Origin of the sequence: Burkholderia sp. AU31652, from assembly GCF_002223155.1 — a bacterium.
GTDB lineage: Bacteria > Pseudomonadota > Gammaproteobacteria > Burkholderiales > Burkholderiaceae > Burkholderia.
This window is the reverse complement of sequence record NZ_NKFG01000003.1, coordinates 421,310-436,654: the sequence shown is the minus strand read 5'-3', so window position 1 is coordinate 436,654 and position 15,345 is coordinate 421,310. Positions and strand designations below refer to the sequence as shown.

Here is a 15,345-nt window from a genome sequence, read left to right as displayed (position 1 = left end):
CGCAGGCACGCCGGACGTGCATCCGCACGACTGGCACATGCCTTGCGTTACTCGTTGGCCGACGCCTTCACGGCGCGCATATCCAACACGACAAGGGGATCCCGATGAAACGTCGCAGTCTGTTGAAGTTCGGTTCGATGGCCGGCGCACTCGCGCTCGCGGGCAAGAGCCCGTTCGCTCATGCGGCTGACGCGGGCACCGGCCCGATCAAGGTCGGCATCCTGCACTCGCTGTCGGGCACGATGGCGATCTCGGAGACGTCGCTGAAGGACACCGCGTTGATGACGATCGCCGACATCAACAAGAGCGGCGGCGTGATGGGCCGCAAGCTCGAGCCCGTGGTGGTCGATCCCGCGTCGAACTGGCCGCTGTTCGCGGAGAAGGCGCGCCAGCTGCTCACGCAGGACAAGGTTGCCTGCGTGTTCGGCTGCTGGACGTCGGTGTCGCGCAAGTCGGTGCTACCGGTGTTCGAGGAACTGAACGGCCTCCTCTACTACCCGGTGCAGTACGAAGGCGAGGAAATGTCGCGCAACGTGTTCTATACGGGCGCCGCGCCGAACCAGCAGGCGATCCCGGCCGTCGAGTACCTGATGGGCGCGGAAGGCGGCGGCGCGAAGCGCTTCTTCCTGCTCGGCACCGACTACGTTTATCCGCGCACGACCAACAAGATCCTGCGCGCGTTCCTGAAATCGAAGGGCGTGAAGGACGCGGATATTCAGGAGGTCTACACGCCGTTCGGCCATAGCGACTATCAGACCATCGTCGCGAACATCAAGAACTTCTCGCAAGGCGGCAAGACGACCGTGATCTCGACGATCAACGGCGACTCGAACGTGCCGTTCTACAAGGAGCTCGGCAACCAGGGGCTCAAGGCGACCGACGTTCCGGTCGTCGCGTTCTCGGTCGGCGAGGAAGAGCTGCGCGGGATCGACACGAAGCCGCTCGTCGGCCACCTCGCCGCGTGGAACTACTTCATGTCGGTGAAGAACCCGACCAACACGAAGTTCAAGGACCAGTTCGCCGCGTGGGTGAAGGCGAACAACCTGCCGGGCGGCGCGAAGCGCGTGACCAACGACCCGATGGAAGCGACCTACGTCGGCATCCACATGTGGAAGCAGGCCGTCGAGAAGGCGAAGAGCACCGACGTCGACAAGGTGCGCGTCGCGATGATCGGCCAGACGGTGGCCGCACCGTCGGGCTTCACGCTCGCGATGGACGGCAACCATCACCTGCACAAGCCGGTGATGATCGGCGAAATTCGCGGCGACGGGCAGTTCAACGTGGTGTGGAAGACCAAGACCGCGGTGCGCGCGCAACCGTGGAGCCCGTTCATCGCAGGCAACCAGGGCAAGCCGGACATCGTTAGCTCGATTCCGGCGTTCCTGCGCCGGCAGCGCGCGGCGCTCGCCTGATGCCGGGCGGCGCGTCGCGCTTCACGCGCGACGTGCCGCTCGCACGCCGATGCCGAACCCGATGCGCCGGCCCCACTTGCCGTGACGAACCGCACGCGCCCGCGCATCGCCGCCCGCATCCGCTTCCCCACGCCCGACAGGATTTCCCGATGCCTACACGCTTTCGCCGAGCCGCCGTCGCGATCGTCGCGTGCGCTGCCCTCGCGGGCGGGTTGCCGCACGCCGCGTTCGCGCTGACGGCCACCGATACCGCCGCGCTCGCCGGCGACGACTTCGACGCGAAGACGGCCGCGATCGAACGGCTCGCCGCCGACGCCGATCCGCGCGCCGTCGCACTGCTCAACGCGCTGTCGACCGGCGACGCGCTCGCCACCGGCGACGGCCGCCTGCTGATCCAGACCGGCGACACCGCACACGACGCGCTCACGCAGGCCGCGACGCCGGCCGGCGACGCGCAGCCCGTGATGCTGAACAACCTGCTGCGCACGAAGATCACGGGCGCGCTGTCGGGGCTCGCGCTCGCGTCGCCCGACGTCGCCGCACGCCGCGACGCGATCGATGCGTTGCTGAAATCGCCCGACCCGGCGCTCAAGCCGATGATCGACCGCGCCCGTGCGAAGGAAACCGATCCCGCGCTGAAGCGCCGCCTCGACGCACTATGGGCGATCGCCGCGCTGCACGATGCCGATCCGGCGAAGCGCCTCGAAGCCGTGCAGGTGGTGGCCGCGCGCCAGGACCTCGACATGATCGAGCAGTTGCGCCCGCTCGTCGCGAAGAACGCCGACGGCACCTACGCGGAGCCCGACGCGCGCGTACGCGACGCCGCGCAGCAAGGTCTCGACACGCTGCACGGGTTGCAGCGCCGCGGCGAGATCGTCGGCACGCTGTTCGCCGGGCTGTCGCTCGGCAGCGTGCTGCTGCTCGCCGCGCTCGGCCTCGCGATCACGTACGGGCTGATCGGCGTGATCAACATGGCGCACGGCGAATTCCTGATGATCGGTGCATACGCAACCTATGTCGTGCAGACGCTGATCCAGCGCTACGCGCCCGGCGCGTTCGACTGGTATCCGCTGGTCGCGGTGCCGGTGTCGTTCGTGACGGCCGCGCTCGTCGGCATCGTGCTCGAACGGCTCGTGCTGCGACACCTGTACGGCCGCCCGCTCGAGACGCTGCTCGCCACCTTCGGCGTGAGCCTGATCCTGATCCAGGCAACGCGGATGCTGTTCGGCGCGCAGAACGTGCAGGTCGTGAACCCGTCGTGGATGAGCGGCGGCGTGACCGTGATGCAGAACCTGATCCTGCCGTACAACCGGCTCGCGATCCTCGCCTTCGCGCTCGCCGTCGTATTCGTCGCGTGGGCCGTGCTGACGAAGACGCGGCTCGGCCTGTTCGTGCGCGCGGTCACGCAGAACCGCCGGATGGCCGCGTGCGTCGGCGTGAAGACCGCGCGCGTCGACGCGTATGCGTTCGCGTTCGGCGCGGGCATCGCGGGCCTCGGCGGCTGCGCGCTGTCGCAGATCGGCAACGTGGGCCCCGACCTCGGCCAGAACTACATCATCGATTCGTTCATGGCGGTCGTGCTCGGCGGCGTCGGGCAGATCGCCGGCACCGTGCTCGGCGGCTTCGGGCTCGGCCTCGCGAGCAAGGCGATCGAGCCGTTCTGGGGCGCCGTGCTCGCGAAGATCGCGGTACTCGTGATGATCGTGCTGTTCATCCAGAAACGTCCGCAGGGCATGTTCGCCCCGAAGGGCCGCAGTGCGGAGGCTTTGACGTGACTTCATTCACTCACTCGTTGTCCAACCCGGCCGCCGATGCGCCGACGCCCGCCGCCGCCGCACGCGCGGAAGAGCGCTTCGCGCTCGGCCTGCCGCCCCGCCCCGCACTGCTGTCGCGGCGCGCGTGGCTCGCGCTGATCGCGCTGTGCGTCGCGATCGGCATCGGCGTGCCGCTCGCCGCGCTCGTCGCGCCCGAGTCGAGCGCGTTCCATCTGTCCGCGTACGCGATGACGCTCACCGGCAAGCTGATGTGCTACGCGATCGCCGCGCTCGCACTCGATCTCGTGTGGGGCTACTGCGGGATCCTGAGCCTCGGCCACGGGCTGTTCTTCGCGCTCGGCGGCTATGCGATCGGCATGTACCTGATGCGCGAGATCGGCCGCGACGGCAAGTACGGCAGCGACCTGCCCGACTTCATGGTGTTCCTCGACTGGCACCAGTTGCCGTGGTACTGGAGCGGCACGCAACATCTCGCATGGGCGCTCGCGCTCGTCGTGCTCGTGCCGGCCGTGCTCGCGTGGGTGTTCGGCTTCTTCACGTTCCGCTCGCGCGTGAAGGGCGTGTACCTGTCGATCATCACGCAGGCCATGACGTTCGCCGCGATGCTGCTGTTCTATCGCAACGAGACCGGCTTCGGCGGCAACAACGGCTTCACCGACTTCAAGCGCATCGCGGGCTTCGCGATCACGTCGCCCGGCACGCGCACGGTGCTGTTGCTGCTGACGTTCGCGACGCTCGTGCTCGCGTTCATCGCCGCGCGTGCGATCGTCACCAGCAAGCTCGGGCGTGTCGTCACCGCGGTGCGCGACGGCGAGACGCGGCTGATGTTCCTCGGCTACAGCCCGCTCGCGTACAAGCTGTTCGTGTGGACGGTGTCGGCCGTGCTGTGCGGGATCGCGGGCGCGCTGTACGTGCCGCAGGTCGGCATCATCAACCCCGGCGAGATGTCGCCCGGCAACTCGATCGAGATGGCGATCTGGGTCGCGGTGGGCGGGCGCGGCACGCTGATCGGGCCGATCGTCGGCGCATTCGCGGTGAACGGCGCGAAGAGCCTGTTCACCGCATACTTCGCCGAATACTGGCTGTTCTTCCTCGGCCTGATCTTCGTGCTGGTGCCGCTGCTGCTGCCGCGCGGGATCATGGGCCTCGTCGAAACCGTGCTCGCGAAGGGGAAACGCGCATGAACGGAACGGCCCTCTACCAATTCACGCCGCCGCCCGAGGACGAAGGGCGGGCCGTCAGCGGCACCGCGTCGATGGGGCGCGTGGTGCCGCCCGGCATCGACACGTCGCACGGCACGATCCTCTACCTCGAGGATATCGAGGTGAGCTTCGACGGCTTCCGCGCGCTGAAGAAGCTGTCGCTCGCGATCGACGCGGGCGAGCTGCGCTGCGTGATCGGCCCGAACGGCGCGGGCAAGACGACGATGATGGACGTGATCACCGGCAAGACGCGCCCCGATGCGGGCAAGGTGTTTCTCGGCCAGACGATCGACCTCGCGCGGATGAACGAGCCCGAGATCGCGCGCGCGGGCATCGGCCGCAAGTTCCAGAAGCCGACCGTGTTCGAACAGCATCCGGTGTGGGAGAACCTCGAACTCGCGATGCAGACCGACAAGGGCTGGCTCGCGTCGCTGCGCGCAAAGCTCGATCGCCCCGCGCAGGCGAAGATCGAGGAGACGCTCGCGCTGATCGGCCTCGAGAGCCAGGCCTTTCGCGCGGCCGGCGAGCTGTCGCACGGGCAGAAGCAGCGGCTCGAGATCGGCATGCTGCTGATGCAGCGCCCCGCGCTGCTGCTGCTCGACGAGCCGGCGGCCGGGATGACCGATCACGAGACGATGGAGCTCGCCGAGCTGCTGAACACGCTGCGCGGCACCTGCTCGATGATGGTCGTCGAGCACGACATGGAATTCGTCGCGGCGCTCGCGGGCGACACGGGCCGCGTGACGGTGATGGCCGAAGGCGCGGTGCTCGCGCAAGGCACGCTCGACCAGGTCAAGCGCGACGATGCGGTGATCGAGTCTTACCTTGGACGATGATGCGATGCTGAAGATCGATGCACTGAACCAGTACTACGGCGGCAGCCATATCCTGCGCAACGTGAGCCTCGCCGCCGACGACGGCAAGCTCACCGTGCTGCTCGGCCGCAACGGCGTCGGCAAGAGCACGCTGCTGCGCTGCCTGATGGGCGTCGTCGCCGCGAAGAGCGGCAGCGTGTCGTGGCGCGGCACGGCGCTCGGCGCGATGCCGCCGTATGCGCGCGTCGCGGCCGGGCTCGCCTACGTGCCGCAGGGCCGCGACATCTTTCCGCGGCTGACCGTCGAGGAGAACCTGCTCGTCGGCGCCGCGAGCCGCAAGGCGCCGTCCAAGGTGCCCGACCGCATCTACGACCTGTTCCCGGTGCTGAAGGACATGCGCGCGCGACGCGGCGGCGACCTGTCGGGCGGCCAGCAGCAGCAGCTCGCGATCGGCCGCGCGCTGATGAGCGAGCCGCAGCTGCTGATCCTCGACGAGCCGACCGAAGGCATCCAGCCGTCGATCATCCAGGACATCGGCCGCACGCTGCGCCAGCTCGTCGACGAATCGAAGATGACCGTGCTGCTCGTCGAACAGTATTACGATTTCGCCCAATCGATCGCCGACCGCTACTGGGTGATGAGCCGCGGCGAGATCGTCGCGGGCGGCGACGCGCACGAGATGGAAGCGAACGGCGTGCGCGAGCTGATCGCGGTGTAGCGGGAAAGGCGGCTCGGAGCGGCATCGCTTCCGGCCGTCGATTCCGGCCATCGCTTCGGCATCTCGTCGAACGGCGCATGTCAGGCGCACGCCGGCGAAGCGGCTCGGCGCGAGATCGCGCGTTACCCCGCGCTGCAGCGCGGGTACCGAAGCGTATATTGTTGCGGTAGCATCCTCGTTCTCCGCGCCCGTCCCCTGCTTCCCGCCGATGTCCGCCCCCGATTCCCACGCCCCGCTGTCCCGCCCCGCCGTCGCCAAGTCGTGGCGCGGCCGCCTCGAACTCGGCTTCGAGCGGCACGGCGCGCGCACGACGCTCGCGCACCGGCTGCACGACGGCCCGCTGCGCGTGCAGCGGCCGCTGTATCCGGAAGGCGATGCGATCTGCCACGCGGTGATCGTCCACCCGCCGGGCGGCGTCGCGGGCGGCGACCGGCTCGACATCGACATCACGCTCGGCGACGGCACGCACGCGGTGCTGACCACGCCCGGCGCGACCAAGTGGTACAAGTCGAACGGGCTGGACGCGACGCAGCGCATCGGCATCACGGTGGGCGAACACGCGAAGCTCGACTGGCTGCCGCAGAACAACCTGTTCTTCGACGCGGCGCATGCGTCGCTCGATTTCACGGTCAAGCTCGGCGCGGGCGCCAGCGCGATCGGCTGGGACGCGACGCAGCTCGGACGGCAGGCGGCCGGCGAAACCTGGTCGGCGGGCCGCATCGCGTCGACTTCGGCGCTCGTCGATGCCGACGGCCGGCCGCTGTGGACCGAGCGCGCGCTGCTCGATGCGCACGACCCGCTGCGCGGCGCGCTGCAGGGTCTGGCCGGCTTTCCCGCGTACGGCACGCTGTGGGCCGCCGGCGCCGCGTGCGACGCCGCGCTCGCCGAATCGCTCGCCGCGCGGACGCCGTTCGATGCCACGCTGCGTGCGGGCGCGACTTGCGTGACGCCGGGTGTCGTGCTGATCCGCGCGCTGTCGACGTCGATGGAAGCGCTGCAACGCCACTTCACCGACTGCTGGCTGCACCTGCGGCCGATCGTGCACGGCGTCGACGCGCGGCCGCTGCGTCTCTGGCAAACCTGAGCGCGGTCATACCACGCACCGTTTCGGCGCAGCGTCGCGGCGGATGCTGCACGTTGCCCATGCATCGCGCACCACAAGCGCGCATCGCACTGCGTTCCATGCACATGGCACGCGCCTTGCTCCTTACATAACCGATACACGACGCACGCAAAACAGCGCGGTGCTACGATGAACCGCGCGTTCGCCCCGTTGCGCACGCACCGATAACAATTACGTTTTCCTGAACGTTTGCCTTCATGAAACTGACTCCCCGCGAGAAGGACAAGCTGCTGATCTTCACGGCGGCGCTGCTGGCCGAGCGCCGTCGCGCACGCGGCCTGAAGCTCAACTATCCGGAGGCGGTCGCCTTCATCACCGCCGCGCTGATGGAAGCCGCGCGCGACGGCAAGACGGTCGCCGAGGTGATGCACTACGGCACGACGCTGCTCACGCGCGACGACGTGATGGACGGCGTGCCGGAGATGATTCCCGACATCCAGGTCGAGGCGACCTTCCCCGACGGCACGAAGCTCGTGACCGTCCATCACCCGATTCCGTGAGGCCCCGCATGATCCCCGGCGAAATCCTCACCGACGACGGCGAACACGAACTGAACGCGGGCCGCGCGACGCTGACGCTCGTCGTCGCGAACACCGGCGACCGCCCGGTGCAGGTCGGCTCGCACTACCACTTCTTCGAAGTCAACGACGCACTGTCGTTCGACCGCGCGGCCGCGCGCGGCTTTCGCCTGAACATCGCGGCCGGCACCGCGGTGCGCTTCGAGCCGGGCCAGACGCGCACCGTCGAGCTGGTCGCGCTCGCGGGCGATCGTGCCGTCTACGGTTTTCAGGGCAAGGTGATGGGGCCGCTCTAAGCCGCGCCCCGCTCTTCAGGAACAGCACATGACACTACGCTTGAGCCGCCGCGCGTACGCGGAAATGTTCGGGCCGACGACGGGCGACCGCGTCCGGCTCGCCGATACCGAACTGCTGATCGAGATCGAACGCGACTTCACGACCTACGGCGAGGAAGTGAAATTCGGCGGCGGGAAAGTGATCCGCGACGGGATGGGCCAGTCGCAGCGCGTGGCCGCCGACGTGCCCGACACGATCATCACCAACGCGGTGATCCTCGATCACTGGGGCATCGTGAAGGCCGACATCGCGATCAAGCACGGCCGCATCGCCGCGATCGGCAAGGCCGGCAACCCGGACATCCAGCCGGGCGTGACGATCGCGATCGGCGCCGCGACCGAGGTGATCGCCGGCGAAGGGCTGATCGTGACGGCCGGCGGCATCGACACGCACATCCACTTCATCAGCCCGCAGCAGATCGACGAGGCGCTCGCGTCGGGCGTCACGACGATGCTCGGCGGCGGCACCGGGCCGGCCACCGGCACCAACGCGACGACCTGCACGCCGGGCCCGTGGCACATGGAGCGGATGCTGCAGGCCGCCGACGGCTGGCCGATCAACCTCGGCTTTCTCGGCAAGGGCAATGCGAGCCTGCCGCAGCCGCTCGTCGAGCAGATCGCCGCCGGCGCGATCGGGCTGAAGCTGCACGAGGACTGGGGCACGACGCCCGCCGCGATCGACAACTGCCTGTCCGTCGCCGACGACACCGACACGCAGGTCGCGATCCACACCGACACGCTGAACGAAGGCGGCTTCGTCGAATCGACGGTCGCCGCGTTCAAGGGCCGCACGATCCACACGTACCACACCGAAGGCGCGGGCGGCGGTCATGCGCCCGACATCCTGAAGGTGTGCGGCGAGTCGAACGTGCTGCCGTCGTCGACCAACCCGACGCGCCCGTACACGATCAACACGCTCGACGAGCATCTCGACATGCTGATGGTGTGCCACCACCTCGATCCGTCGATCGCCGAGGATCTCGCGTTCGCCGAATCGCGGATCCGCCGCGAGACGATCGCGGCCGAGGACATCCTGCACGATCTCGGCGCGCTGTCGATGCTGTCGTCCGATTCGCAGGCGATGGGCCGCGTCGGCGAAGTGATCATCCGCACCTGGCAGACCGCGCACAAGATGAAGGTGCAGCGCGGCGCGCTGCCGGAAGACGGCACGCGCAATGACAACTTCCGCGCGAAGCGCTACGTCGCGAAGTACACGATCAACCCGGCGCTCACGCACGGCATCGCGCATGAAGTCGGCTCGATCGAGCCCGGCAAGTGGGCCGACCTCGTGCTGTGGGAGCCGGCGTTCTTCGGGATCAAGCCGACGATGATCCTGAAGGGCGGGATGATCGCGATGGCGCAGATGGGCGACCCGAACGCGTCGATTCCCACGCCGCAGCCGGTCCACTATCGCGAGATGTTCGCCACCCGCGGCGGTGCGCTCGCGCGCACGTCGCTGACCTTCGTGTCGCAGATGGCCGCCGACGCGGGCATCGCGGAACGCTACGGGCTCGCGAAGCAGATCGTGCCGGTGCGCAACTGCCGCAACGTGACGAAAGCCGACATGATCCACAACGCGTGGCGCCCGTCGATCAGCGTCGACCCCGAAACCTACGACGTGATCGCCGACGGCCAGTTGCTCACCTGCGAGCCGGCCACGGTGCTGCCGATGGCGCAGCGCTATTTCCTGTTCTGACCTGATTGCCGGCTTTCGATTCATGCGCACCCTCGACAAACGCATTGCCCCGAACGTGAAACTCGCCGCGTCGCTCGTCGCGCGCGCGCCGACGCTCACGCTCGCCTATGACGCCCGCTGCAAGAGCCGCCTCGCGGCGACGCTCGACACCGGCGAGGACGTCGCGGTCCTGCTGCCGCGCGGCACGATCCTGCGCGACGGCGACGTGCTCGTCGCCGACGACGGCGCGCTCGTGCGCGTCGCCGCGGCGCCCGAGACCGTGCTGCGCGTGCGCGCGACCGACCCGCTCACGCTGATGCGCGCCGCGTACCACCTCGGCAACCGTCACACGCCGGTCGAGATCGGCGACGGCTACCTGAAGCTCGAAGCCGACCCGGTGCTCGCGGACATGCTGCGCCGGCTCGGCACGCAGGTCGAGGAGACCCTTGCGCCGTTCCAGCCGGAAGCCGGCGCGTACGGCGGCGGCCACAAGCACGGGCACGACGCGACCTTCGCCGAGGATTACGCGCTCGCGCAGCAGGTGTTCGGCGAGCATCACGGCCACTCGCATTCCCATTCGCACGACCACGACCATCAGCATGGTCCCGGTTGCGCGCACGGCCACGGCCATGACCACCACTGAACTCGTCGCGCTGCTGCACCTTGCATCGCCGGCGTTGCCGATCGGCGCGTTCAGCTATTCGCAGGGGCTCGAAGCGGCGCTCGACGCGAACCTGATTCACGACGCCGAAAGCGCGCGCGACTGGATCGCGAGCGGCCTGACCGACGTGCTCGCGCACGGCGAGCTGCCGTTCCTCGCACATCAACTCGCGCGCTGGCACGCACACGACGCGCCGGCGCTCGTCGCCGAGAATGCGTGGTTCATCGCGAGCCGCGAATCGGCGGAACTGCGCCGTGAAACCGAACAGATGGGCTGGTCGCTCGCGCAGCTCTGCGCGTCGCTCGAATGGGGCGATGGCGCGCGCCGCGCGACGCTCGCGGCGATTGCGCCGATCGCGCTGCCCACCGCGTTCGCGTACGCGGCCGCCGCTCACGACGCGAGTGCCGACGCGGTACTCGCCGCGTACGCATTCGGCTGGGTCGAGAACCAGACGTCCGCCGCGCTGAAGGCCGTGCCGCTCGGCCAGCTCGCCGGGCAACGCATCATCGTCGCGCTGCGCGGCGCGATCGACGCGGCCGTGCGCCGCGCGCTCGCGACGCCGCCCGACGCCGTCAACACGTTCGCGCCGCAGCTCGGCATCCTGTCCGCGCGGCACGAAACCCAGTATTCGCGGTTGTTCCGCTCCTGAACCCGACGCTACCCGCCATGAACGCACCTGCTCCCTCCTCCGCCCGCCGCACGAAGAAACTGCCGCCGCTGCGCGTCGGCATCGGCGGCCCCGTCGGCTCCGGCAAGACCACGCTGCTCGAAATGCTGTGCAAGGCGATGCGCGACAAATACGACCTCGTCGCGATCACCAATGACATCTATACGAAGGAAGACCAGCGGCTGCTGACGGTCGCGGGCGCGCTGCCCGAGGAGCGCATCATGGGCGTCGAGACGGGCGGCTGCCCGCACACGGCGATCCGCGAGGATGCGTCGATCAACCTCGAGGCCGTCGACCGGATGCTGTCGCGCTTTCCCGACGCCGACATCGTGTTCATCGAATCGGGCGGCGACAATCTCGCGGCGACCTTCAGCCCCGAGCTGTCGGACCTGACGATCTACGTGATCGACGTCGCGGGCGGCGAGAAGATTCCGCGCAAGGGCGGCCCGGGCATCACGAAGTCCGACCTGCTCGTGATCAACAAGACGGATCTCGCGCCGCTGGTCGGCGCGAACCTCGACGTGATGGCGTCCGACACGAAGAAGATGCGCGGCGAGCGGCCTTACGTGATGACGAACCTGAAGGCGCTCGAAGGCGTCGCGGACGTGATCGCGTTCATCGAGAAGAAGGGTTTGCTGACGGTCTGAGCGACGCGGCGGCATCATCATCCGGTGCCGCCACGCTTGCTCATGGCGGCATTGCGCCGCCTTCGCCTAGTCGTCGGAAGGGTCCTGCGTGTCCTGCAGCGCGCGCCCGCCGCGTTCGGCGGGCGGCAACAGTGCCGCGAGCACGTCGACCGTGCGCGCGGTCGCGCCGCGGTGCCGCGATGCGAACGCCGCGCCCGCCGCGCCCATCGCGATGCGCCGCGCCTTGTCGGCGAACAGCGCATCGAGCACGTGCGCGAGATCGAGCGGATCCTCGACCTGCAGCGCCGCACCAGCCGCGACCGCGTCGGCGGTCGCCTGCGTGAAGTTGAACACGTGCTTGCCGATCAGCACCGGCACGCCGACCGCGCATGCCTCGATCAGGTTCTGGCCGCCGAGCGGCAGCAGGCTGCCGCCGATGAACGCGATGTCGGCCGCCGCGTAATACGCGCCGAGCTCGCCCATCGAATCGCCGAGCAGCACCGCCACGTCGTCCGGCAACGGCTCGGCCGCCGGCCGGCCGGACGCGAGCGCGGCCTTGTCGGCCGCCCACACCGAGCGTCGCACGCACTTGAGGCCGCTGCGCTCGACGAGCGCCTCGACCTCGGCGAAACGCTGCGGATGACGCGGCACGAGCACCAGCAGCGCGCCGGGCGTGCGCATCGCCGCGAATGCGTCGAGCACCAGCGCTTCCTCGTTCTCGCGCGTGCTCGCGGCCACCCACACGGGCCGCGTGCCGATCGCCTCGCGCCACGCATGGCCGCGCGCCGCGAGCTCCGGGGGCGTCGTCATGTCGAACTTCAGGTTGCCGAGCACGGTCACGTTGCGCGCGCCGAGCGACGTCAGCCGCTCCGCATCGGCCGGGCTCTGCGCGAGCACGCGCGAGAAGCCGCCGAACACGTCGTGCGTCGCCGCGCCGAACTTCGATGCCCGCCGGAACGAACGCGCGGACATGCGCGCATTGGTCAGCACCAGCGGCACGTCCGCACGGCGGCACTCGTCGATCAGCGTCGGCCACACCTCGGTTTCCATCACGAGGCCGAGCGTCGGCCGCCACGCGTGCAGGAAACGTCGCACCGCGCCCGGCATGTCGTACGGCAGGTAGCAGCGCAGCACGCGATCGCCGAAGATCTGTTCGCCGGTCGCGCGGCCGCTCGGCGTCATGTGCGTGAGCAGGATGCGCGCATCGGGGCGCGCGTGCATCAGCGCGTCGATCAGCGGCTGCGCCGCGCGCGTCTCGCCGACCGATACCGCGTGCACCCAGATCAGCGGCGCACGGTCGTCGCGCGAGCGGCCGGCCACGTGGCCGAAGCGTTCGCCGATGTGTTCGCGATAGCCGCGCTCCTTGCGCGAGCGCACGTATAGCCGGATGACGGCGATCGGGGCGACGAGCCACCACAGCGCGCGATAGATCACCCTCAGCATGCCGCGTCCCTTGTCTTGCTTCGACGAAAATGCGCGCTCAAACCAGCGCCCTGCCCGTCAGGCGTTCGAGGATGCCGAGCGGCGCGCATTCGCGGCGCACCATCGCGTCGACCGGCAGGAAGAAGGTCTGTTCGAGCATGAACTGGCCGGACATCACAGCGTGCGAAGTCTGATCGGAGAAACATATCCACACGCAGCCCGGCGGAAACGGCATCGTCTCCTGCGGGCTCGTCTTCTGGTAGTCGAGATCGGCCTTCATGCTGTCGTGCAGGTTCAGCATCAGGTGGTCGTACGCGCTGCGCGGCGACTTCGTCACGTGCAGCAGGTTCAGCAGCCACGCGGCGCCCGGCAACTGCGGCTTGATGTGCGGCAGGAAGCGCTTCGCGACGTCCTCGAACGGCTCGCCGACGCGCCACACGCGCGGCACGCCGGCCGGGTTCACGTTCGTGAACACGCGCAGGATGCGCTCGCCGTAGTTGGGCCGCGACGGGAACGCGTCGACGTGCAGCCGGCTGTCGTCCTTGCGCCACGACGTCTGGCGCGTCTCGACCTGCAGCAGCCGCAGGCTGGTCGGCGCGACGCGCAGCTTGCCGCGGTATTCGGGAAAGAGGCCGTCGACGAGCGTGCCGGCCTGCTGCTGGAAGCGCGCGACGAGCGCGCGCACCGCCGACTGCGTGACGCTGTCGCCGAGCACGCCGGCGAGCGCGCCGCCGTTCGGCGCGAGGCTGATGTTCTTGCGTTTCGGGTCGGCGAGCGCCGGATCGAGCAACGCTTCCTCGCCGCCTTCGATCGCGAAGCGCAGGTGCGGAAAATACAGCACCTTGCCTTCCTCGACGGCGGCCAGCAGCTGCTCGCGCGGCGCCGACAGGTTGTGTCCGCTCCAGTCGGCGGACGGGACTTCGATGATCTGGGATTCGCTCATGTTCGGTTCGCGTGGGTTCGCGCGTGTGACTGCGTTACAGGAGACCGAAGCCCGCGAGCGCCGACTTCACCTGCGCGATCGACGGGGGCTGCCCCGCCGTGCCGAGATTGACGACGTTCGGCGACCAGTAGCCGCCGGTCCGCCAGGCCGTCGCGAAATTGTACAGTTCGACCGTCGGACGCTTCAGCGCGGCCGCGATGTGAACCAGACCTGTATCAACCCCGACGATCGCATCCGCGCCGTCGATCAGGCCGACCACGGCCGGCAGCGACAGCTTCGGCGGCACGATCGCCGCCGCGCCGAACGCCTGCGCCAGCCGCTCGCTGGTCGCGCGCTCCGCGTCGTTGCCCCACGGCAGCACGAGCGACGCGCCGCGCCGCACGAGCGCCTGGCCGAGCTCGATCCACGCGGCGTCCGGCCACTGCTTGTCGGCACGCGACGTCGCATGAACGAATACCACGTACGGCACCGGCAGGTTCAGCCCGAGCGCGGCCACCGCGAGCGCCGCCGCGCGCGTATCGAGGCCGAACTCGACCGGATCGGCCGGCGTCGGCGCCGGGTCGCCCAGCGCGGCCGCGACGAGTTGCCGCGAGCGCTCGACGACGTGCGTGCGCGGCGCGATCGGCACGCGCTTGCGATAGAAGAAGCGCACGGGCCACTCGTAGCCGGCGCCGTCGGTGCGGTTGCCGAGCCCGACGAGCGGGCCGCGCGCCCAGCTGGCGACCCAGGCCGTCTTGATGAGGCCCTGGCAGTCGATCACGAGGTCGTACTGCTCGGCCGCGAGGCGCTGGCGGAACGCGCGGATCTCGCGCCACGTGGCGCCCGAGAACGGCTTCTTGCGCCAGCGACGCAGCGAGAACGGCAGCACGTTGCGCACGCCGTCGACGAGCTTGACCAGGTCGACGAAGCTTTCCTCGACGAGCCAGTCGATCTGCGCATCGGGGTGGCGGCGCCGGATATCGGCGATCACCGGCATGTTGTGCACGACGTCGCCCAGCGACGACACGCGCACGATCAGGATCTTTTGCACGCTGAAAAAACGCCGGCAGGCAGCCGGCGACAAGCATAAAGGGGGGATTTTATCTCGCCCGGCGGGGCCTAGGACCTGTTCCCGCTAATAACGGGCTTGCGAACGTGCCTTGCCGGCTGCAGTGCAAGAAGCAAGGAGCGCCGTTTGGCTCGTGCCAAACAAGCGACGCGCGACGCCGCAATGCGGCCGGCGAGGCACGTTCCCGTGATTGAAAATTCCTTTGTGGGGCTGGCCGCCAGAAGGGCCGATCGCTGCGTCATGCTCCTCGCGAATACGTCGAGTATTCGCTTCGTCGCAGTCCTTGCGCTCGGCCCTTCTGGCGGCCAGCGCAAGCCCGTTATTAGCGGGAACAGGCCCTAGAGACAAAAAGCGGCCGCACGCCCTTGGCGTGCGCCGCTTTTAGGGGATAGCGCGACGATCGGA

At 69.0% G+C, this 15,345-nt stretch carries 15 protein-coding genes; 12 read left to right on the top strand and 3 right to left on the bottom strand.

The window, feature by feature from the left end:
- Positions 1–104 precede the first annotated feature (104 nt).
- From urtA to ureG, 12 genes are all read left to right on the top strand, one after another.
- The gene (gene urtA / locus CFB40_RS04620; RefSeq protein ID WP_089430715.1) at positions 105–1,412 is read left to right on the top strand and encodes an urea ABC transporter substrate-binding protein; all 1,308 of its coding nucleotides are present in this window, start codon (positions 105–107) and stop codon (positions 1,410–1,412) included.
- 149 nt (positions 1,413–1,561) lie between these two features.
- Positions 1,562–3,187, top strand: a complete 1,626-nt coding sequence (gene urtB, locus CFB40_RS04615; RefSeq protein ID WP_089430714.1) for an urea ABC transporter permease subunit UrtB — start codon at positions 1,562–1,564, stop codon at positions 3,185–3,187.
- Positions 3,184–4,371 carry an urea ABC transporter permease subunit UrtC gene (gene urtC / locus CFB40_RS04610; RefSeq protein ID WP_089430713.1) on the top strand — a complete coding sequence of 396 codons (1,188 nt, stop codon included), beginning with the start codon at positions 3,184–3,186 and terminating at the stop codon, positions 4,369–4,371. The genes urtB and urtC overlap by 4 nt, the downstream gene beginning before the upstream one ends.
- On the top strand, positions 4,368–5,225 hold the full coding sequence (urtD, locus tag CFB40_RS04605; protein ID WP_089430712.1) for an urea ABC transporter ATP-binding protein UrtD: 858 nt from the start codon (positions 4,368–4,370) through the stop codon (positions 5,223–5,225). The genes urtC and urtD overlap by 4 nt, the downstream gene beginning before the upstream one ends.
- A gap of 4 nt (positions 5,226–5,229) precedes the next feature.
- On the top strand, positions 5,230–5,922 hold the full coding sequence (gene urtE / locus CFB40_RS04600) for an urea ABC transporter ATP-binding subunit UrtE (protein WP_047851116.1): 693 nt from the start codon (positions 5,230–5,232) through the stop codon (positions 5,920–5,922).
- 208 nt (positions 5,923–6,130) lie between these two features.
- The gene (locus tag CFB40_RS04595; protein WP_089430711.1) at positions 6,131–7,006 is read left to right on the top strand and encodes an urease accessory protein UreD; all 876 of its coding nucleotides are present in this window, start codon (positions 6,131–6,133) and stop codon (positions 7,004–7,006) included.
- Between the two features lie 236 nt (positions 7,007–7,242).
- Positions 7,243–7,545 carry an urease subunit gamma gene (gene ureA / locus CFB40_RS04590; RefSeq protein ID WP_006406310.1) on the top strand — a complete coding sequence of 101 codons (303 nt, stop codon included), beginning with the start codon at positions 7,243–7,245 and terminating at the stop codon, positions 7,543–7,545.
- An 8-nt stretch (positions 7,546–7,553) separates the two neighbouring features.
- Positions 7,554–7,859: an urease subunit beta gene (locus tag CFB40_RS04585; RefSeq protein WP_046545089.1), complete on the top strand. Its 306-nt coding sequence runs from the start codon at positions 7,554–7,556 to the stop codon at positions 7,857–7,859.
- Between the two features lie 28 nt (positions 7,860–7,887).
- Positions 7,888–9,594: an urease subunit alpha gene (gene ureC / locus CFB40_RS04580; protein WP_089424689.1), complete on the top strand. Its 1,707-nt coding sequence runs from the start codon at positions 7,888–7,890 to the stop codon at positions 9,592–9,594.
- 22 nt (positions 9,595–9,616) lie between these two features.
- Positions 9,617–10,216, top strand: coding sequence for an urease accessory protein UreE (gene ureE / locus CFB40_RS04575; RefSeq protein WP_089430710.1), 600 nt, complete (start codon positions 9,617–9,619; stop codon positions 10,214–10,216).
- Positions 10,203–10,883 (top strand): urease accessory protein UreF, encoded by a 681-nt coding sequence (locus CFB40_RS04570; protein ID WP_089431362.1) that lies wholly within the window; start codon positions 10,203–10,205, stop codon positions 10,881–10,883. The genes ureE and CFB40_RS04570 overlap by 14 nt, the downstream gene beginning before the upstream one ends.
- A 17-nt stretch (positions 10,884–10,900) precedes the next feature.
- Positions 10,901–11,548 (top strand): urease accessory protein UreG, encoded by a 648-nt coding sequence (ureG, locus tag CFB40_RS04565; protein WP_046196649.1) that lies wholly within the window; start codon positions 10,901–10,903, stop codon positions 11,546–11,548.
- 66 nt (positions 11,549–11,614) lie between these two features.
- Here the strand turns inward: ureG and waaA are convergent, their stop codons facing one another.
- From waaA to waaC, 3 genes are read right to left on the bottom strand one after another with little or no spacing between them, the layout of a single operon-like run.
- Positions 11,615–12,970, bottom strand: a complete 1,356-nt coding sequence (gene waaA, locus CFB40_RS04560) for a lipid IV(A) 3-deoxy-D-manno-octulosonic acid transferase (protein ID WP_089424686.1) — start codon at positions 12,968–12,970, stop codon at positions 11,615–11,617.
- A 37-nt stretch (positions 12,971–13,007) separates the two neighbouring features.
- Complete coding sequence (locus CFB40_RS04555; RefSeq protein ID WP_089424685.1) at positions 13,008–13,892, bottom strand: Kdo hydroxylase family protein; 885 nt, start codon at positions 13,890–13,892, stop codon at positions 13,008–13,010.
- Between the two features lie 34 nt (positions 13,893–13,926).
- Complete coding sequence (waaC, locus tag CFB40_RS04550; protein WP_089431360.1) at positions 13,927–14,922, bottom strand: lipopolysaccharide heptosyltransferase I; 996 nt, start codon at positions 14,920–14,922, stop codon at positions 13,927–13,929.
- Positions 14,923–15,345 lie beyond the last annotated feature (423 nt).